The organism is Mycobacterium sp. NGS27, assembly GCF_059813005.1.
The window spans coordinates 124,628-143,828 of record NZ_JCALDT010000011.1 but is presented as its reverse complement, the minus strand read 5'-3'; the positions used below and the strand labels follow the sequence as shown (position 1 = coordinate 143,828).

The following is a 19,201-nucleotide window of genomic DNA, read 5'->3' as shown; positions in this document are numbered from 1 at the left end:
CGAGACGAGTCCGCCGTTGGTTGATGGTGCTCGCCGGCCTGATCTTGCTGGTCGGACTCGTCCTCTCGGCCTGCACCGTCAACCCGCCGCCGGCGCCGCAGAGCACCGATACGCCGCACAACTCGGTGCCGCCGCCGCCCCGGGTCAGCGAGATCATCATGGGCATCGACTCGATCGGGGCGGGCTTCAATCCGCATCTGCTGTCCGACCTGTCCCCGGTGAACGCGGCGATCAGCGCGCTGGTGCTGCCGAGCGCGTTTCGGCCGGTCCCCGACACCAACATGCCGACCGGCTCGCGCTGGGAGATGGACCCGACCCTACTGGTGTCCGCCGACGTGACCAGCCAGAACCCGTTCACGGTCACCTACAAGATCCGGCCCGAGGCGCAGTGGACCGACAACGCGCCGATCGCCGCCGACGACTTCTGGTACCTGTGGCACCAGATGGTCAGCCAGCCCGGCGTCGTCGACCCGGCGGGCTATGACCTCATCACCGGCGTGCAGTCCCTCGAGGGCGGCAAGCAGGCGGTGGTCACCTTCGCCGAACCATATCCGGCGTGGAAGGAGTTGTTCAGCAACATCCTTCCGGCGCACATCGTCAAGGACGTGCCAGGGGGTTTCGCGGCCGGGCTGGCCCGGGCGCTTCCGGTCACCGGCGGGCAGTTCCGCGTGGAGAGCATCGACCCGCAGCGCGACGAGATCCTGGTGGCGCGCAACGACCGCTATTGGGGGCCACCGGCCAAACCCGCGCTCATCCTGTTCCGGCGCGCCGGAGCGCCGGCCGCGCTGGCCGATTCCGTGCGCAACGGCGACACCCAGGTGGCGCAGGTGCACGGCGGGTCAGCGGCCTTCGCGCAGCTGTCCGCCATTCCCGATGTCCGGACCGCCCGCATCGTGACGCCGCGCGTCATGCAGCTCACGCTGCGGGCCAACGAGCCCAAATTGGCTGACACGCAAGTCCGTAAGGCGGTCTTGGGGCTGCTGGACGTGGACCTGCTCGCCGCGGTCGGCGCGGGCAGCGACAACACCGTCACCCTGGACCAGGCCCAGATCCGTGCGCCGAGCGACCCGGGATATGAGCCCACCGCCCCACCGGCGATGTCGACGCCGGCTGCGTTGGCGCTGCTCGAGGGGGCCGGCTACAAGGTGGAACCCAACTCCTCGGCGTCACCCGCGCCCGCCCCGCCCAACACCGGGCCGCCCGAGGTCATCCGCGGCCGGATCAGCAAGGACGGCCAAGAGCTCTCACTGGTCATCGGGGTCGCGGCGAATGACCCGACCTCGGTCGCGGTGGCCAACACCGCCGCCGACCGGTTGCGCAACGTCGGCATCGCCGCGACCGTGCTGGCCCTGGACCCGGTCACCCTGTATCACGACGCGCTGAACGACAACCGCGTGGACGCGATCGTCGGCTGGCATCAGGCCGGCGGAAACCTGGCGACCCGGCTCGCGTCCCGGTACGGCTGTCGCGCACTGGAATCGACCCAGGTGCCCGTTTCCAACGGGCCGGCGCCCTCGCCGTCGCTTACCGCCGGTCCCACGCCATCCACCGGGCCGACCGCCACGTCGACCACGCCGACGACGACGCCGCCCCCCAGCCGTCCGGCCGATCCCGGCGCCCTGGTGCAGGCGCCGTCGAACCTGACCGGGATCTGCGATCGCAGCATCCAGTCCAACATCGACGCCGCCCTCAACGGCACCAAGAACATCAACGACGTGATCACCGCGGTCGAGCCGCGCTTGTGGAACATGTCGACCGTGCTGCCGATCCTGCAGGACACCACGATCGTCGGGGCCGGTCCCAGCGTGCAGAACGTCAGCTTGTCCGGTGCGGTTCCGGTCGGCATCGTCGGCGATGCCGGCCAATGGGTCAAGACCGGGCCGTAACTCGCGGGTCAGCCTGCGGGGCCCGCGGCCCGCGGCGGGATCACGGTGTCGACGATCAGCGCCAGCTCACGCCGGTTCGGTGGTGCTCCATTCAGCAGGAAGTGCTGGTTGATCAGGGCCGACCCGATGCGTGCGGTGAGTGGAGTGACGACCTTCGGATCGAGGTCGCCGTCTTCGATGGCGGCCTGCAGGATCGATTCCACGATTTTCATCCGCGGCCGCACCACCGCATCGGCGAAGATGGCCCGCATCTCGGGTTCATGCAACAGCTGATGGATGACGTCCAGCCCCGGGAAGCCGGTCTTCCCGGCCAGTAGGTCACGCTGGGCGGAAAACATCGCCAGCAGGTTCTCCCTGGCCGACCGGCCGGAACGCAGTTCGGGCAGCGGCGGCAGCGCGAAAACCAAAGCGGCATGCACCAGCTCGCATTTTGTGTCCCAGCGCCGGTAGAGCGCGGCCTTGCCGGTGTGGGCGCGCGCCGCGATTCCCTCCATGGTCAGGCCCCCGTAACCGACTTCGGTCAGCTCGGCGAGGGTGGCCTCGTACAGGGCGCGTTCCAGGACCTCACCTCGCCGGCGGCTTCGGTTGGTGGTCTGGTCTTCGTCCGTGAGCTGGGGCACGCCTTGATAGTAGCCGTGCGCGTTCCTATCCGCCGCTTACCGACGGGTAGCCGCCGGGCCGCCGCGATCGTGGCCGCTGACGGTAGGGTGCCGACCATGCCTGAGACGCCGCGGCTGCTGTTCGTCCACGCGCATCCCGACGACGAAAGCCTCGGCACCGGCGCCACCATCGCCCACTACGCCGCCCGCGGGGCCGACGTCCGCGTCGTCACCTGCACGCTGGGCGAGGAGGGCGAGGTGATCGGTGACCGTTGGGCCGGACTCGCCGTCGATCGCGCGGACCAGCTCGGCGGCTACCGGATCGGCGAATTGACCGCCGCGCTGCGGGCGCTGGGCATCGACGAACCCCGCTATCTCGGCGGCGCCGGCCGATGGCGCGATTCGGGCATGCGGGGCACGCCGGCGCGGCACCGGCAACGGTTCATCGATGCCGACGAGCGCGAGGCCGTCGGCGCGCTGGTGGCCGTCATTCGCGAGCAGCGCCCGCACGTCGTCGTGACGTACGACCGTGGCGGCGGCTACGGCCATCCCGATCACGTGCACGCGCACCGCATCACGGTGGCCGCCGTGGCGGCGGCCGGCCCGGGACCCGGCGCCGCCGACTTCCCCGGCGAGGCCTGGGCCGCACCGAAGTTGTACTGGTCGGTCTTCGCGAGCCGCGCATTCGAGGCGGCCATGTCGGCGCTGACGCCCGCGGATCTGCGGCCGGAGTGGTCGATCCCGCCCAAAGAGGAGTTCACCTTCGGCTACGCCGACGACGACATCGACGCCGTCGTCGAGACCGGACCGGAGGCGCTGGCGGCCAAGCGGGCGGCGCTGGCCGCGCACGCCACCCAGGTGGTGGTCGGGCCGACCGGTCGGGCCTGCGCGCTATCGAACAACGTGGCGATACCGATATCGGGGGACGAGCATTACGTGCTCGCCGCCGGTGCCGCGGGAGAGCGCGACGAGCGCGGTTGGGAAACGGACCTGCTCGCGGGGCTTGGTCTCCCGGAGGCCTCGACGCGGTAAGCTGCCAAACAGGCAGCCACGGAAGGAATTCGCATGGACCCCGACCTGGACCCTAACCAGCAGCACTGGCAGGACCGGCTGGACAACTTTCAGTGGGTTATCGGCTCCATCTTGTCCAACATCGACAGCGTCCCGACCTGACCGAAACCAAGCCACGCGTCGCCTCCGTCGACGACAGCGGTGCCACCGACCCCGCGATCCGTTTCGTCGTGTTGGCCCTCTTGGCGGTCGACGGGGTGCTCTCCGCACTCGCCGGAGCTCTGCTGCTGCCGCTCTACCTCGGTACGGTTCCCTTCCCCGTCAGCGGACTGGTCTCCGGACTGGTCAACGCGGCGCTGGTGTGGGCCGCCGGTCGCTGGACCGGCTCACCCCGCGCGGCGGCCCTGCCGTTGTGGACGTGGCTGCTGACGGTGGCGGTGATCAGCATGGGCGGCCCGGCCGATGACGTCATCCTGGGCGGTCGCGGCTTGATGGCATACGGGGCCTTATTGCTGCTGGTCCTGGGCGTCGTACCACCCGTATGGGTGCTATGGCGGCGCGGCCAGGGCGCCTGACGCTCGGCCGGGATGTCGCCCGCGTGCTAACCCGGGTGTGCCGCTACTGTTGACTGTTGCCCAGACGGGACCCGCCAGCGGGTGCCACGATTTATGTTGGGACGCACGGATGAAATTCGATCGTGGGGAAGTTACACGAAGGTGCTGTTGACTCCGGGCGAGGAGCCTATTGCTCTGCCCAACCCGGTGGTTCCGGGTAAGGCCTCCGCTGAGGTCAGCGCCTCGGCGCTGCGACGGGTATTGCGACGGGCTCGGGATGGCGTTGCGCTGAACATCGACGAGGCGGCGGTCGCGATGACCGCGCGCGGGGCGGATCTCGCGGATCTGTGTGCCAGCGCGGCCCGCGTGCGCGACGCGGGCCTGGAGTCGGCCGGCCGGCGCGGGCCGGGCGGCGGCCTGCCGATCACCTACTCGCGCAAGGTTTTTATCCCGGTCACCCACCTCTGCCGGGACAGCTGTCATTACTGCACCTTCGTCACCGTCCCGGGCAAGCTGCGCGCCCAAGGGGCCGGCATGTATCTCGAGCCCGACGAAATCCTCGACATCGCCAAGCGCGGCGGCGAACTCGGTTGCAAGGAAGCGTTATTCACCCTCGGCGATCGGCCCGAGGATCGCTGGCCGGAAGCGCGCGAGTGGCTCGAGGAGCGTGGCTACGACTCCACGCTGTCCTACGTGCGGGCCATGGCGATCCGGGTGCTCGAAGAGACCGGGCTGTTGCCGCACCTGAATCCGGGCGTGATGAGCTGGTCGGAGATGGCGCGGCTCAAGCCGGTGGCGCCGTCGATGGGCATGATGCTCGAGACGACATCGCGCCGGCTGTTCGAGACGAAAGGGCTTGCGCACTACGGCAGCCCGGACAAGGACCCGGCCGTGCGCCTGCGCGCGCTGACCGACGCGGGCCGGTTGTCGATTCCGTTCACCACCGGCCTGCTGGTCGGCATCGGCGAGACCCTCGCCGAGCGGGCCGACACCTTGCATGCGATCCGCAAGTCGCACAAGGAGTTCGGCCACGTGCAGGAAGTGATCGTGCAGAACTTCCGGGCCAAGGAACACACCGCGATGGCCGCCGTCCCCGACCTCGGCATCGAGGATTACCTGGCGACGGTGGCGGTCGCGCGGTTGGTGCTCGGGCCTGCGATGCGCATCCAGGCCCCGCCGAACCTGGTGTCGCGCGATGAGTGCCTGGCGCTGATCGGCGCCGGAGTCGATGACTGGGGCGGGGTTTCACCTCTGACACCCGACCACGTCAACCCGGAGCGGCCGTGGCCTGCCCTGGACGACCTGGCCGCCGTCACCGCCGCGGCCGGCTACGAGCTGGTGCAGCGGCTGACCGCGCAGCCCCGATACGTGCAGGCGGGCTCGGCCTGGATCGACCCGCGCGTGCAGGGACACGTGAGCGCGCTGGCCGATCCGGCGACCGGACTGGCCCGCGACGTCAACCCGGTAGGCATGCCCTGGCAGGAGCCCGACGACGTCGGCTCCTCGGGCCGGGTCGACCTCAACGCGGCGATCGACAGCGAGGGCCGCAACACCGAAACCCGCAGCGACATCGACAGCGCCTTCGGCGACTGGGAATCGATCCGTGCCCACGTTCACGAACTGGCCGCCCAAGGCGCGAAAGCGCCCGAACGCCTGGACACCGACGTGCTCGCGGCGCTGCGCTCGGCCGAGCGCGACCCGGCCGGCTGCTCCGACGCCGAATACCTGTCGCTGGCGACCGCCGACGGTCCGGCCCTGGAAGCGGTTGCCGCCCTTGCCGATACGCTGCGCCGCGAGACCGTCGGCGATGACGTGACCTTCGTGGTGAACCGCAACATCAACTTCACCAACATCTGCTACACCGGGTGCCGGTTCTGCGCGTTCGCCCAGCGCAAGGGCGACGCCGACGCCTACTCGCTGTCCACCGACGAGGTCGCCGATCGCGCGTGGGAGGCCCACGTCCAAGGCGCCACCGAGGTGTGCATGCAGGGCGGCATCGACCCCGAGCTCCCGGTGACGGGCTACGCCGACCTGGTCCGCGCCGTCAAAGCGCGGGTTCCCTCGATGCACGTGCACGCGTTCTCCCCGATGGAGATCGCCAACGGTGTCACCAAGAGCGGGATGAGCATTCGTGAGTGGCTGATCAGCCTGCGCGAAGCGGGCTTGGACACCATCCCCGGCACCGCCGCCGAGATCTTGGACGACGAAGTGCGCTGGGTGCTCACCAAGGGCAAGTTGCCGACGTCGCTGTGGATCGAAATCGTCAGCACCGCACACGAAGTCGGGCTGCGGTCGTCGTCGACCATGATGTACGGCCACGTCGACAGCCCGCGGCACTGGGTGGGCCACCTCAACGTGTTGCGCGACATCCAGGACCGCACCGGCGGTTTCACCGAGTTCGTGCCGCTGCCGTTCGTGCATCAGAGCTCACCGCTGTATCTGGCCGGCGCGTCGCGCCCCGGGCCCACCCATCGTGACAACCGGGCGGTGCATGCGCTGGCGCGAATCATGTTGCACGGCCGCATTTCTCAAATCCAGACCAGCTGGGTCAAGCTCGGCGTCGAGCGCACGCAGGTGATGCTCAACGGCGGTGCCAACGACCTGGGCGGCACGTTGATGGAGGAGACCATCTCGCGGATGGCCGGTTCCGAACACGGCTCGTCCAAGACGGTGGCGGAGCTGACCGCGATCGCCGCGGGCATCGGCCGCCCGGCGCGGCAGCGCACCACGGACTACACGCCCATGGCCGCGTAGTTCGCTTTCTTGTCACAGGCGGCGGGTATACCCGAGGCCGTGAAGCGACGAATCGACGACGACCGATTTCCCGAGTGGGCACCGTTCGTGGATGCGGTACGCGGGCGCGGGCCCGACGCCGGCACGTGGTGCGAGGCCTGGACCGTGCGCGACATCGTGGTACATCAGGCCGGAAACGCCGAAGAACTCGCGCGGGTGCTCGGCGCGCACCTGGACGGTCAGCCCGTGGCCACCCGCAGCTTCGAGGAGCGCGAGGGCCCGTTGCGCGCCTTGAACGACGCGGATCTGTGGGACGCGCTGACCGACAGGATGGCCACGCTCAACGAGGTCGCGGTGGCGGCCGAAGGCGTGCCCGCCGACACCGACGTCGCCTGGACGGGGCGCACCATGAAAGTGCCCTGGTTCGCCGAGCACATGCGCGAAGAACTCGTCCTGCACAGCTGGGATATCACCGGCGACGAGCCGGCCGCCCAGGCCCGGCTGGCCGAGCCGTGGATGACCACCCACAGCGTCGTGGCCGTCGGCAGGCCATTGTTGGTGAAAGGGGCCAAGCTGCTGGGTCCGGGTGAGCGCATCGAGGCTCGCCTGCGAGCCGACGGCACCGACGATGTGGTCCTGGCCGCCGAGCCGGATCAGGTCAGCATCGGCCTTGCCGAGCCGGAAGGCCCGGCCACCCTGGAAACCGACGCCGCCGCGCGCGTGCTGCTGCTGTGGGGCCGCAGGCCGGCCGATCCGTCACGCATCCGCAGCCGCGCCGGCGCCGAAGAACTAGGACGGGTGCGCGGACTGCTCAGCGGTTACTGAGCAGTCCGCGCCCGGTCGGCCTAGTAGTTGTTACAGACGGTGGCGACTTGCTGGATCGTGCCCATGAACGCCGCGGCCTGCGGCATTGCCTGGATCTCCTGCTCCATCTGCACGCGCTTCGCCGGCGGCGCGGCGAGGAACTTGCGCAGGTAGCTCTGGGCGACCGGCGATTGGTTGAACTGCTGGGCGGTGGCCGGGTCCGTCGCGTTCAGCGCGGCCATGACCTGCCCGTAGTTGCAGGTGGTATCGGTGACCGGGTCGGCCGATGCGACCCCGGCCGCGGCGGTCAACGCCACCGCTGCGCTGCCAACCGCAACGCCTAATTTGCTCAACGACAGCCTCATGTGTGGAACCCTTCCCCAATTAATGCACCGCGCTACGGCGGTGACATCTGCCAAGCGGTTGCCGGCTCTCGCCCGAGATTACCAGGCCCCGCGAGGGTGCTTGTGACGCAACGGATATCGCAGGCCGCCGCTGGGCCGTTACTCTGTGCAGCTCAGCGCTTGTTCACGGCGTTCGCGCTCAGCGAAACGGGGCCGCCTCGCAGCGTCCGAGACTGACGGTCTTAAATCGGTGAACCGACAGGCGCGCCGAATGGTTGACCTGTATCTGCAACGTCTAGTATCAGTAACCGAAAGCTTCACCGGAGGCGGTCGTACACGCCGGTGCGAGCTGAACAGCAGCCCACATTTCAGCCGGAGTACCTGGAGGAGACGTCTGTGACCTACACGATCGCCGAACCCTGTGTCGACATCAAGGACAAAGCCTGTATCGAGGAGTGCCCGGTCGACTGCATCTATGAAGGCGCTCGGATGCTCTACATCCACCCCGACGAGTGCGTCGACTGCGGGGCGTGCGAGCCGGTCTGCCCCGTCGAAGCGATCTACTACGAAGACGATGTGCCGGACCAGTGGAGCCAGTACACGCAGATCAACGCCGACTTCTTCGCCGAGCTGGGGTCGCCCGGCGGCGCGGCCAAGGTGGGCATGACCGAGAACGACCCGCAAGTGGTCAAGGATCTGCCACCCCAGGGAGAAGGCGACTGAGCGGCCCGGTGCCCCACCAGCTCAAAAAGGGCCGGCCGGCGGTGTCGGCGTCTCTGCCCGAGTTCCCCTGGGACACCCTGGCCGATGCGAAAGCGCAGGCCAGTGCGCATCCGGATGGGATCGTCGACCTTTCCGTCGGCACCCCGGTCGACCCCGTTGCCCCCGTGATCCAGGAGGCGCTGACCACCGCCGCATCGGCGTCGGGGTATCCCGCCACCGCAGGCACCGCCCGGCTGCGCGAATCGGCGGTCGCCGCGCTGGACCGCCGGTTTGGCATCACCGGGCTGACCGAGGAGGCCGTGCTTCCGGTGGTGGGCAGCAAGGAGCTGATCGCGTGGCTGCCCACGCTGCTGGGCCTGGGGCCCGTGGACGTGATCGTGGTGCCCGAGCTGGCATATCCCACGTACGACGTCGGGGCCCGCCTGGCCGGGGCGCGGGTGCTGCGCGCGGATTCCCTGACCCAGCTGGGCCCGCAATCGCCGTCGCTGTACTACCTGAACTCGCCGAGCAATCCGACCGGACGCGTCCTGGGCGTCGATCACTTGCGCAAAGTGGTCGGATGGGCCCGCGACAGGGGCTGCCTGGTGGCCTCCGACGAGTGCTATCTGGGGTTGGGCTGGGACGACCAGCCGCTGTCGATCCTGCACCCCTCGGTGTGCGAAGGCGACCACACGGGCCTGATCGCGATCCACTCTTTGTCGAAGAGCTCGTCGCTGGCCGGGTACCGGGCCGGCTTCGTCGCCGGAGACCCCGAGGTGATCGCCGAACTGCTGGCCGTGCGCAAGCACGCCGGGATGATGGTGCCGACGCCGGTGCAGGCGGCCATGGTTGCCGCACTGGACGACGACGCTCACGAACTGGCGCAGCGGGAGCGCTACGAACGGCGCCGCGCGGCCCTGCTGCCCGCGCTGCGTTCGGCCGGCTTCGCCATCGACCATTCTGAAGCCGGCCTCTACCTGTGGGCCACGCGCGGCGAGCCATGCCATGCCAGCGTTGCCTGGCTGGCGCAGCGCGGCATCTTGGCGGCGCCGGGTGATTTCTACGGGCCGCGCGGTGCGCAACACGTGCGGGTTGCGCTGACGGCCACGGATGAGCGGATCGCCGCCGCCGTGCAGCGGCTCTCCTAGCCGACTCCACCACCTGGGCATCTAGAGCCCGCCCTTGCGTGCACAATGCATCGGAGGCATTTCACGTTCTCGGGGTAAGGACGGTGGTCGTGACCAGTTCGACCGGCAAGCTGCGCATCCCGCTCTCGGTAGGGGACATCGCGAAACGGGTGTTCCTTGGGAAGCCGCTGATCACCGAAGACTTGGCATCGGAAAAGCTTTCGAATCCGGTGGCGCTGGGGGCCCTGTCGCCGGACGCGATCTCGTCGACGGCCTATGGCCCCGAACAGGTCTTGATCGAATTGCTGCCGCATGCAGGTCTTGCGGCATTCGTGTTGTTGCTTCCCATCACCGGCGTCATCTTGCTGATTTTGGTCTTGGTCGCCGCGTCTTATCGTCAGGTCGTGATGGCCTACACCCGAGCGGGTGGGTCGTACATCGTCGCACGGGAGAATTTCGGGCCCCGGGTCGCGCAGGTCGCGGCCGCGGCACTGTTGATCGATTATGTCGTCACCGTCGCTGTGCAGTCGGCGGCCGGGACGGTTGCGGTGGTGTCCGCCATCCCTGCGCTTGGCCCGCATAGTCTGCAAATTACCGTCGGGGTGGTGGTGATGATCTGCTACTTGAACCTGCGCGGGCTCAAGGAAGCGGGATGGCAGTTCGCGTTCGCGACCTACTTTTTCGCCGCCATGGTCGGCTTGACGATCATCGTTGGGGTGGTGCGAGCGCTATTCGGCGATCTGCCGGTATACGACCCGGCACACCTGGCCGGGACGGTGCCGGTCCATCAGGGCGGTGGCCTGGTGATGGGCGCCACGGTGTTGACGCTGTTGCGCTCGTTCGCCAATGGGGGTTCGTCGTTGACGGGGGTCGAGGCGATCTCGAATACCGTCGACGTGTTCCGAAAGCCTCAGGGGCGCAACGCACGTCGGGTGCTTACCGCGATGGCAGCCATTCTGGGTTTCTTACTCGGTGGTGTCGCCTTCCTCGCGTACGTCACCCATGCCACCCCATATCTGGAAGAATATCCGTCGGTCTTGTCGCAGATCGGGCGAGCGGTGTTCGGGCACGGCGTGCTCGGCGACGTCTTCTTCACGCTGGTTCAGGCGTCTACCGCCGCCATCTTGTTCACCGGGGCGAATACCAGTTTCAACGGATTTCCGGCTCTGGCCAGTTTCGTTGCGGAAGATCGGTTCCTGCCACGCCAGCTGATGAAACGTGGGCACCGACTCGTGTTCTCCAACGGGATCATCGCGCTGACCGGCCTGTCGGTGCTTCTGTTGCTGGTGACGGGCGGTTCGGTGAACGCGCTGGTGCCTTTTTATGCGATCGGCGTGTTCACCGGCTTTTCGATGGCCGGCTACGGCATGACCAAACACCATCTCACGCACCGGGAGCGGGGTTGGCGGCGCCGGCTGGCGATCAACCTGTCCGCGGCGATTCTGTCGACGATCGTGGTGGGCATCTTCGCGGTCGCGAAATTCACCGAGGGTGCGTGGCTGGTGGTCGTCGTGTTCCCCTTGCTGGTGTTCGTGCTGATGCGACTCAATCGCGAATACCGTGCCGAGGCAGCGATTCTCGAGATGTTCCGCACCGACCGTCCGGAATTGGTGAAATACGCGCGGCACAAGGTCTTCGTGTTTGTGAACTCCGTTGACCTGGCGGTGATCGAGGCGCTGCGCTACGGCAGGGGACTGCGGGCCGACGAGTTGATCGCGGTGCATTTCATGGTCGACCCGGCCCACGCGGCGCAGCTGCGAAAGCGCTGGGACCACTTCGAACTCGACACCCCGTTGCGAGTGGTGGACTGCCCAGACCGGCGGATCACCCGGGCGGCGCAGGTGTTGGTCGCCAAAGCTCGCGATGAGCATCGGAACACCAACGTCACGGTGTTACTACCGCGCCGCACGTACGCACCATTGCTGGGTCGCCTTCTGCACGACCGCACCGCGGACAAAGTCTCCCGCGCGGTCAGCCTGATTCCGGACGCTGCGGCGACGATCGTGCCTTACGACGTGCAAACGCGGATCCAGCAGGCGTACCCGCACAACTTCGAGCAACGGGTCGCACGCGAGCTCGACAAGATGGAAGCCTGGATCAGCCAGGACGAAGACCAGGTTGTGGAAGCGTATGAACACCCCGACCGCGGGCCCGCGCTGATCACCGTATCGGGTCTGATACCCGGGCAGCGCGCCACGTTTGAAGGACGGGTGAATCAAATCGAAGACATCAACGAAGGCAGGCGGACTCGCCGCCACGTCGTCGTAGGCGACAACAGCGGCGAAATCGGCGTCACGTTCCGCTCCGGGCACGGTGGGGCCGACATCGCGCCCGGTCAGGTTCTGCGGATCACGGGCAAGCCCAAGCAATCCGGCAACCGGCCCATGTCGTTGATCGATCCGACTTATCACGTCATCGAGGATCCGGCGAAGGACACCGAGTCCGAGGATTCCGGACAAACCAGCGAGACGTAGCTCCGCGGCCCCTAGGCGGTTTCCCGCAGGATGGTCGTCAGGAAAAACCGGCTTAATTTGGCCATCTTTACTTGTGGACTGGTTCTGATCCGGATTGATTGATAAACAATATGGGTAAGTGGGTGGCCAGGATCGATGCGATGCGAAGGATGGTAAGTGGCCGTAAGGGTTTCGTCATCGTCTGTCGAGACGGTCGGTTCCCGCTCGTGCGCACGCGTCTACGCGGCCGAAACGTCGTGAACAGGAGCTGGAGATGGCCAACAACATCACCTGGCACGAACATCAGATAAGCCGCGCCGAGCGCGAGGGCCTCAATGGGCACAAGGGCTGCGTCATCTGGTTCACCGGCTTGAGCGGCAGCGGCAAGAGCACGGTGGCCAACGTCGTCGAGCAGAAGCTCTACGAGCGCGGCATACGCAGCTTCTTGCTGGACGGAGACAACGTCCGCTATGGGCTCAATGCCGGCCCGGAACTGCTCGAAGAGCGCCATGGGCCCGAGTTCGCGAAGCGGTTCGGTCTGGGATTCTCCGCCCAGGATCGCGAGGAGAACATTCGCCGGATCGGCGCCGTCGCGAAGCTGTTCTGCGAATCGGGCGTCATCGCTTTGACGGCCTTCATCAGCCCTTACGTTCGCGATCGTGACGCCATTCGGGCCACCTTGCACGACGGTGATTTTCAGGAGATCTTCATCGACACCCCGATCGAGATCTGCGAGCAGCGTGATCCGAAAGGGCTCTACAAGAAAGCCCGGGCCGGCGAGATCAAGGGATTCACCGGAATCGACGACCCCTATGAGGCACCGGCGCGACCGGAACTGAGGCTCGAAGGCGGCAGCAAGGACGCGGACACGCTGGCCGAGGAGGTCATCGCCCACCTCGAGCGGGTCGGTGTCATCTCGGGCCCGGTCCGCCGAGACGCGTAGCGGACAGTCCGGCAGTGACGGCGTCGTCCGGTCGCTGATTACCGAAACGAGGTCATGTTCATGAGCTATCAGGGTCATAACGGGAAGCCGATCGTGGAACGGGTGTCCACGCAGAATGCGGCGAGTCAGATCGATGGGCTGGCGCGCATCCCGATCTCCAAAGCCACCGCGCACGAAGTGATCAGCCTGTCGTACGGGTTCTTCACCCCGCTGTCGGGGTTCATGGGCCGGCGCGAAGTGGATGGCACGCTGGACGACTTTCAACTGCCCGACGGCACGCTGTGGAGCATCCCGATCGTCTTCGATTTGTCCGCGCAAGACGTCGAAAAGTTCGGGGTGAAAGAGGGCGAACGCGTCGTGCTCGAATATCTCGATGCCCCGATGGCGATCTTCGAGGTCTCCGAGATCTACGAGTACGACTTGGAGCGGATGGCCGAAAAGACCTACGGGACCACCGATCCGCGGCACCCGGGAGTCAAGAAGACCCTGGCTTACGCGAATCGCTTCATCGGCGGTGATATCACGCTCATCAATGAGCCGGTGTTCAACGAGCCGTTCAAGAGCTTCTGGTTGACTCCGCGGCAGCACAAGGATGCGCTGGCGAAAAAGGATTGGAAGCGTGCGGTCGCCCATCAGACCCGAAACGTTCCGCACACCGGCCACGAGGCCTTGATGAAGCAGGCGTGGCTGGCGGCCAACGAGGACCAGCCCGTCGACAACCTGAACACCGGTGTGCTGGTCAATGCCATCATCGGCCAGAAACGTGTAGGAGACTACATCGACGAGGCAATCCTGTTGGCGCAGAACGCATTGCGGACCAGCGGGTATTTCCGCGAGGACGTCCACCTGGTGTCGTTCACGCTGTGGGACATGCGCTATGCGGGGCCCCGGGAGGCCATCTTCCATGCGATCTTGCGGACGAACCTCGGCTGCACACATCACATGTTCGGCCGCGACCACGCCGGCGTCGGGGATTTCTACCACCCGTACGATTCCCAGAACATCCTCAAGCAGCACCGCGGCGAGCTGGGGATCAAACCGGTGTTCTTGCGGGAGAACTGGTACTGCCCGGTGTGCCAGGAGGTCACCAACTCGGCGCTGTGCGGCCACGACGAAAAGTCACAAAGCTTCAGCGGCAGCCTGATTCGCAGCATCCTGACCGACGAGGTCAAGCCGACCCAAAAGGTGATGCGGCACGAGGTGTTCGAAGTGGTGATGGACAGCGCCGCCAAGTACGGCCAGGGTTCGCCGTTCGTCACCGAGGAGTATCTGAAAGACAGACTGCCGGTCTTTACGCTGAACCAATTGGAGAACTCATGAGCGCGGGTGGCAAGAGGATCAAGGTCAACGTCTGGATCAACGAGGAACGCCTGGAGGCGCTGGCCAATGCGGGAATGGCGGACCGGGCGATCGAGGCGTTCGCCGGCATGAAGCTGCTCGAGATCTACGCCACCGAGGAGCAGAAAGACGTTCTGCTGCAGCGCTTTCCCGGGGCGAAGTACGACTCGGCGACCACCCGCTCGATCGAACTGCTCCCGAAGCAGGCCAAGGACAGGCTGCTGGAGCTTTCCATCAAGATGCACTCCACCGGCCCGGATGTGGTGGGTCACTTTCTCGAGGAATCCGAGACGGCGAACAGCCAATAGGGGCCGTCGCCGAGCGCGTTAGTCGCTCTCCAGCACCCGCAAACTCAGCGAAAAGAGCAGCCGCACCTCGGGATCGGCCAGCGACGCCGACAACAACTTCTCGATCCGGCGCACCCGGTAGCGAACCGTGTTCGGGTGCACTCGCAACGATTGCGCGGCCGCGGTGATGTCGCCGAAGGCATCCAGATAGATCCGCAGCGTCTCGGCCAGCACCGGATCGTCAGCGCGCAACGCCGCGATCCGAGGATCGATCAACCGCTCGTCGCTACCGACCAGGGTCACGATTTCGTCGAGCAGCACGGCGGTACGCGCTTCGGCCAACGACGTGACTTGTCCGAACGAAATCGGATGCCGCTCTGCGCTGTCCAACACGCGGTCGACTTCGATGCGCGCGGCGGCGGCCCGCGCAAGGCCGGCGATCGGTGCGGCGATCGCCGCCCTCAGCTGCACCCCGAGTTCGGCGCGCATGGCGCCGATGGTGCCGCGCACCCATGAGGTGACGGCCCGGTTGTGCGTCTGCGGGAGGAGCACATACGTTCGCGCACCGTGCGAGGCGACCTGGGCGTCGTGACGAAAAGCGCTGGCGCTCAGCGCAATGACGTCAGCGAGCCGAGCGTGACGCGGCGAGCCGTCCGCCACGTCCCATCCGATCACGGCCGCATCGCCGCCGGCGGCAAGACCGAGTTCACGGCCGATGGCGGCCGCGTCGACATGCGCATCCGCATCCGCATCGGCGAGGCCGAGAAGTTGCTGCACCCGGCGGGCGTGCGTCGATGGTCGGGCCGCCAACCGCGACATGATGCGGGCCGCCAGCACGGCGGCACCGCGCACCATTTCCTCGGCGTCGTCGGCGAGCGGTTGCGAGCCCTGCTGTACCCAGATGGTGCCGGCGAACACCGGGGATCGCCGCGCGTCGGGCGGGGGCTGAAAGACCCCTACGGCCAGTCGCGGTCGCAGTCCCAGCTCGGGCCGCTCGGCGACGCGGACCACGTCACCTCCCGACCGCAGCGCATCGAAAATGCCCCACTGGGCGATCCACTCGAGGTGCTCGGGCGGACCCGCCCGGCCCAGGATGGAGAGGCGGCGCAATTCGTCGGCTTCGTCGTTGGAGGCCGAATAGGCCAGGACGTGCGATTGGGCGTTTTCGATGCTGACCATGCCGTGGATGCGGTCGGCGAGCGACTGCGCCAACCCGAACAGGTCGGTGCCCGAGTCGTCCGTCGCGTCCGCGCGGTCACCGTGATGCTCCAGGACGTGGTTGACCAGCTGATAGAGCCGCTCCCAGCGGGCCTGCGGGTCGGCGGCCACCACAGCCGAGCCGGCCGCAACCGCCTTGGCCACCAAGGCATTCGAGGGTTCCTTGACGAAGATGGCCACCGGCACGTGTTCGCGCGTCTGCCTGTCCATCCACCGCAGGGCCTCGTCGCCGACGACACCCAACAGGAAAAAGACGTCGGCGGAACCCGCCGCGGCCGCCAGCCCGAGCCGCACGTCGTCGGAGTCGATCAGCGCCACCGACGCCACCGGCAGGTCCAGGCCCCGGGGCGCGTCAACCAGGCTCACCAGGGTCGCGTCCAACGCAAGTAGCAGCTGTCCCAGCCCCACGCCGGACATGTTGTCCGATCTTACTACCGCTAGCGGCTCATCTTGTCCGATCGGCTAATTCACTGCGCGCCCGCCGCGGGGATCCTTGCGGCATGGACGCGATAACCCAGGTCCCGATGCCGGCCAACGAGCCGGTCCACGAATACGCACCGCACTCCCCGGAGCGCACCCGCCTCAACGCCGAACTGGCCGCTCTGGCCGACCACCCGATCGACCTCCCGCATGTCATCGGCGGCAAACACCGCATGGGCGACGGCGAGCGCATCGACGTCGTCCAGCCCCACCGGCACGCCGCGACGCTGGGCACCCTCACCAACGCCGGGCACGCGGATGCGACCGCCGCCATCGAAGCCGCAACCGCTGCGAAATCCGATTGGGCGGCAATGCCGTTCGACGAGCGTGCCGCGATATTCCTGCGCGCCGCCGACCTGCTGGCCGGGCCGTGGCGGGAGAAGATCGCCGCCGCGACCATGCTCGGCCAATCCAAGTCGGTCTACCAGGCCGAGATCGACGCGCCCTGCGAGCAGATCGACTTCTGGCGATTCAACGTGGCGTTCGCGCGGCAGATCCTGGCGCAGCAGCCGATCAGCGGGCCGGGGGAATGGAATCGCAGCGAATACCGGCCGCTGGACGGCTTCGTGTACGCGATCACGCCGTTCAACTTCACCTCGATCGCGGGCAATCTGCCGACCGCTCCGGCGCTGATGGGCAACACCGTGGTGTGGAAGCCGTCGATCACCCAGACGTTGTCGGCCTACCTGACCATGCGATTGCTCGAGGCGGCCGGATTGCCGCCCGGGGTGATCGACCTGGTGACCGGCGACGGCTTCGCCGTGTCCGATGTGGCGCTGGACGACTCGCGGCTGGCGGGAATCCACTTCACCGGGTCGACGGCGACGTTTCAGCAGCTATGGCAGCGGGTGGGCGCCAATATCGGCCGCTATCACAGCTATCCGCGGCTGGTCGGCGAGACCGGCGGCAAAGACTTCGTCGTCGCACACGCCTCTGCGCGCTCGGACGTGTTGTGCACGGCGCTGATCCGCGGTGCTTTCGACTACCAGGGCCAGAAGTGCTCGGCGGCGTCGCGGGCCTTCATACCGCAGTCGGTGTGGCGCCGCATGGGTGACGACTTTTTGGGCAAGACCGCGGCGTTGCGCTACGGCGACGTCACCGATCTGACCAACTTCGGGGGGGCGCTGATCGACCGGCGCGCCTTCATCAAGAACGTCGACGCCATCGAACGGGCCAAGGGCGCGCCGCACGTCACCATCGCCGTCGGTGGCGAATACGACGACGGCGAAGGCTATTTCGTCCGGCCCACGGTATTACTGTCCGACGATCCGGGCGACGAGTCGTTCGCGACGGAATACTTCGGCCCGCTGCTGTCGGTGCACGTGTACCCCGACGACGATTACGAGCGGATCCTCGGCGTCGTCGACACCGGGTCTCGCTACGCGTTGACCGGCGCGGTCATCGCCGAGGACCGCGACGCCGTGCTCACCGCCCAGCATCGGCTGCGGTTCGCGGCCGGCAACTTCTACATCAACGACAAGCCATCCGGTGCGGTCGTCGGGCGTCAGCCGTTCGGGGGGTCGCGCGGCTCGGGCACCAATGACAAAGCCGGATCGATGCTGAACATGTTGCGCTGGACGTCGGCTCGCACCATCAAGGAGACCTTCATCCCCGCAACCGACCACACCTATCCGCATATGGGCGCCGACTGATGGCCGGGCTGTTCGCCGCCACGCTGCGCCCGGCGATCAGGGCCGCGAGCCGCCGCGATGGCTTGCGCCGCACCGCCGAACGGCTGGCGGTCACCCGGAAAGTGGTGCACCGGTTCGTCCCCGGGGAGACGATTGACTCGGCCCTGAATTGCACAGCGGCCCTGCGTGATTCGGGCCGCTTCGTCAGCGTCGACTATCTGGGCGAGGACGTCGCCGACCCCGACGGCGCCGACGCGGCGGTGCGGGTCTACCTGGACCTGATCGAGGCGCTGGATGGGCTCGGTCCCACGAGCGGCGTAGTCCGGCCTTTGGAAGTCTCGGTCAAGCTGTCGGCGCTGGGGCAGTCGCTGGGACGCGACGGGCACAAGATCGCGCGGGAGAACGCCTGGTCGATCTGCGCGGCCGCCCAGCGCGCGGCTGTGTGGGTCACCGTCGATGCCGAGAACCACGCCACCACCGATTCGACGCTGCGCATCGTGCGCGACCTGCGCACCGAATTTCCTTGGCTGGGCGTGGTTCTGCAGGCCTACCTGCGGCGCACCCTGGACGACTGCGAAGAATTCGCCGACTCCGGCGCCCGGGTCAGGCTGTGCAAGGGCGCCTACGACGAACCCGCCTCGCTGGCTCGCCGCGCGCCCGCCGAGGTCAACGACTCCTACCTGGCCTGCCTGCGAGTGCTGATGACCGGGTCCGGCTACCCGATGGTGGCCTCCCACGATCCGGAGATCATCAGCGCGGTGCCGGAGATGGCGCGCGAATCAGGCCGCCGCAGCGGCGAATTCGAATATCAAATGCTCTATGGCATCCGCGACGACGAGCAGCGGAGTCTCGTCGCGGCCGGTAACCAGCTGCGGGTGTACGTCCCCTTCGGCACCCAGTGGTACGGCTACTTCATGCGACGGCTGTCCGAGCGGCCGGCCAATCTCGCGTTCTTCCTGCGGGCGCTGGCGCAGCGGCGTTGAGCGTGCATCCTTGGCGTTGAGCGTGCACACCGGTAGGCGACACGCCGATGAAGCCCGCCGAGGCTGCACGCTCGACGCTCGCTCTCAAGCTCAACGCCGTCGCGGGCG

At 67.3% G+C, this 19,201-nt stretch carries 16 protein-coding genes; 13 read left to right on the top strand and 3 right to left on the bottom strand.

What is annotated here, in order from left to right:
- Window positions 1–23 precede the first annotated feature (23 nt).
- The gene (locus AC5Y30_RS23995) at window positions 24–1,886 is read left to right on the top strand and encodes an ABC transporter family substrate-binding protein (protein WP_499921596.1); all 1,863 of its coding nucleotides are present in this window, start codon (window positions 24–26) and stop codon (window positions 1,884–1,886) included.
- An 8-nt stretch (window positions 1,887–1,894) separates the two neighbouring features.
- Here the strand turns inward: AC5Y30_RS23995 and AC5Y30_RS23990 are convergent, their stop codons facing one another.
- On the bottom strand, window positions 1,895–2,506 hold the full coding sequence (locus AC5Y30_RS23990; RefSeq protein WP_499921572.1) for a TetR/AcrR family transcriptional regulator: 612 nt from the start codon (window positions 2,504–2,506) through the stop codon (window positions 1,895–1,897).
- Window positions 2,507–2,602: 96 nt separating this feature from the next.
- Between AC5Y30_RS23990 and mshB the strand changes: the two genes are divergently transcribed.
- The 4 genes from mshB to AC5Y30_RS23970 all read left to right on the top strand — a co-directional run bounded on the left by mshB (window position 2,603) and on the right by AC5Y30_RS23970 (window position 7,608).
- Window positions 2,603–3,517 (top strand): N-acetyl-1-D-myo-inositol-2-amino-2-deoxy-alpha-D-glucopyranoside deacetylase, encoded by a 915-nt coding sequence (gene mshB / locus AC5Y30_RS23985; RefSeq protein WP_499921571.1) that lies wholly within the window; start codon window positions 2,603–2,605, stop codon window positions 3,515–3,517.
- A gap of 92 nt (window positions 3,518–3,609) precedes the next feature.
- Window positions 3,610–4,071 (top strand): hypothetical protein, encoded by a 462-nt coding sequence (locus AC5Y30_RS23980; protein WP_499921570.1) that lies wholly within the window; start codon window positions 3,610–3,612, stop codon window positions 4,069–4,071.
- A gap of 93 nt (window positions 4,072–4,164) precedes the next feature.
- Complete coding sequence (locus AC5Y30_RS23975) at window positions 4,165–6,804, top strand: bifunctional FO biosynthesis protein CofGH (RefSeq protein ID WP_499921568.1); 2,640 nt, start codon at window positions 4,165–4,167, stop codon at window positions 6,802–6,804.
- A 39-nt stretch (window positions 6,805–6,843) separates the two neighbouring features.
- On the top strand, window positions 6,844–7,608 hold the full coding sequence (locus tag AC5Y30_RS23970) for a maleylpyruvate isomerase N-terminal domain-containing protein (RefSeq protein ID WP_499921567.1): 765 nt from the start codon (window positions 6,844–6,846) through the stop codon (window positions 7,606–7,608).
- 20 nt (window positions 7,609–7,628) lie between these two features.
- Here AC5Y30_RS23970 and AC5Y30_RS23965 read toward each other — a convergent pair whose 3' ends face one another.
- A complete protein-coding gene (locus tag AC5Y30_RS23965; RefSeq protein ID WP_499921566.1) occupies window positions 7,629–7,952 on the bottom strand; it encodes a hemophore-related protein in 324 nt (107 codons plus the stop codon).
- Between the two features lie 375 nt (window positions 7,953–8,327).
- On the opposite strand from AC5Y30_RS23965, the gene fdxA reads away from it, so the two are divergent.
- From fdxA to AC5Y30_RS23935, 6 genes are all read left to right on the top strand, one after another.
- The gene (gene fdxA / locus AC5Y30_RS23960; protein WP_007773662.1) at window positions 8,328–8,654 is read left to right on the top strand and encodes a ferredoxin; all 327 of its coding nucleotides are present in this window, start codon (window positions 8,328–8,330) and stop codon (window positions 8,652–8,654) included.
- Window positions 8,655–8,695: 41 nt separating this feature from the next.
- Window positions 8,696–9,781 (top strand): succinyldiaminopimelate transaminase, encoded by a 1,086-nt coding sequence (dapC, locus tag AC5Y30_RS23955; RefSeq protein WP_499921595.1) that lies wholly within the window; start codon window positions 8,696–8,698, stop codon window positions 9,779–9,781.
- An 89-nt stretch (window positions 9,782–9,870) separates the two neighbouring features.
- Window positions 9,871–12,234, top strand: coding sequence for an amino acid permease (locus AC5Y30_RS23950; RefSeq protein WP_499921564.1), 2,364 nt, complete (start codon window positions 9,871–9,873; stop codon window positions 12,232–12,234).
- A gap of 253 nt (window positions 12,235–12,487) precedes the next feature.
- A complete protein-coding gene (gene cysC, locus AC5Y30_RS23945) occupies window positions 12,488–13,156 on the top strand; it encodes an adenylyl-sulfate kinase (RefSeq protein ID WP_499921563.1) in 669 nt (222 codons plus the stop codon).
- A 60-nt stretch (window positions 13,157–13,216) separates the two neighbouring features.
- On the top strand, window positions 13,217–14,476 hold the full coding sequence (gene sat, locus AC5Y30_RS23940) for a sulfate adenylyltransferase (protein WP_499921562.1): 1,260 nt from the start codon (window positions 13,217–13,219) through the stop codon (window positions 14,474–14,476).
- Window positions 14,473–14,802, top strand: coding sequence for a DUF6955 family protein (locus AC5Y30_RS23935; RefSeq protein WP_499921561.1), 330 nt, complete (start codon window positions 14,473–14,475; stop codon window positions 14,800–14,802). Before sat ends, AC5Y30_RS23935 begins: the two co-directional genes overlap by 4 nt.
- Before the next feature lie 18 nt (window positions 14,803–14,820).
- Here the strand turns inward: AC5Y30_RS23935 and AC5Y30_RS23930 are convergent, their stop codons facing one another.
- Window positions 14,821–16,416 (bottom strand): PucR family transcriptional regulator, encoded by a 1,596-nt coding sequence (locus tag AC5Y30_RS23930; protein WP_499921559.1) that lies wholly within the window; start codon window positions 16,414–16,416, stop codon window positions 14,821–14,823.
- Between the two features lie 83 nt (window positions 16,417–16,499).
- On the opposite strand from AC5Y30_RS23930, the gene pruA reads away from it, so the two are divergent.
- The gene (pruA, locus tag AC5Y30_RS23925; RefSeq protein ID WP_499921558.1) at window positions 16,500–18,131 is read left to right on the top strand and encodes an L-glutamate gamma-semialdehyde dehydrogenase; all 1,632 of its coding nucleotides are present in this window, start codon (window positions 16,500–16,502) and stop codon (window positions 18,129–18,131) included.
- A complete protein-coding gene (locus AC5Y30_RS23920; protein ID WP_499921556.1) occupies window positions 18,131–19,093 on the top strand; it encodes a proline dehydrogenase family protein in 963 nt (320 codons plus the stop codon). Before pruA ends, AC5Y30_RS23920 begins: the two co-directional genes overlap by 1 nt.
- Window positions 19,094–19,201: the final 108 nt, after the last annotated feature.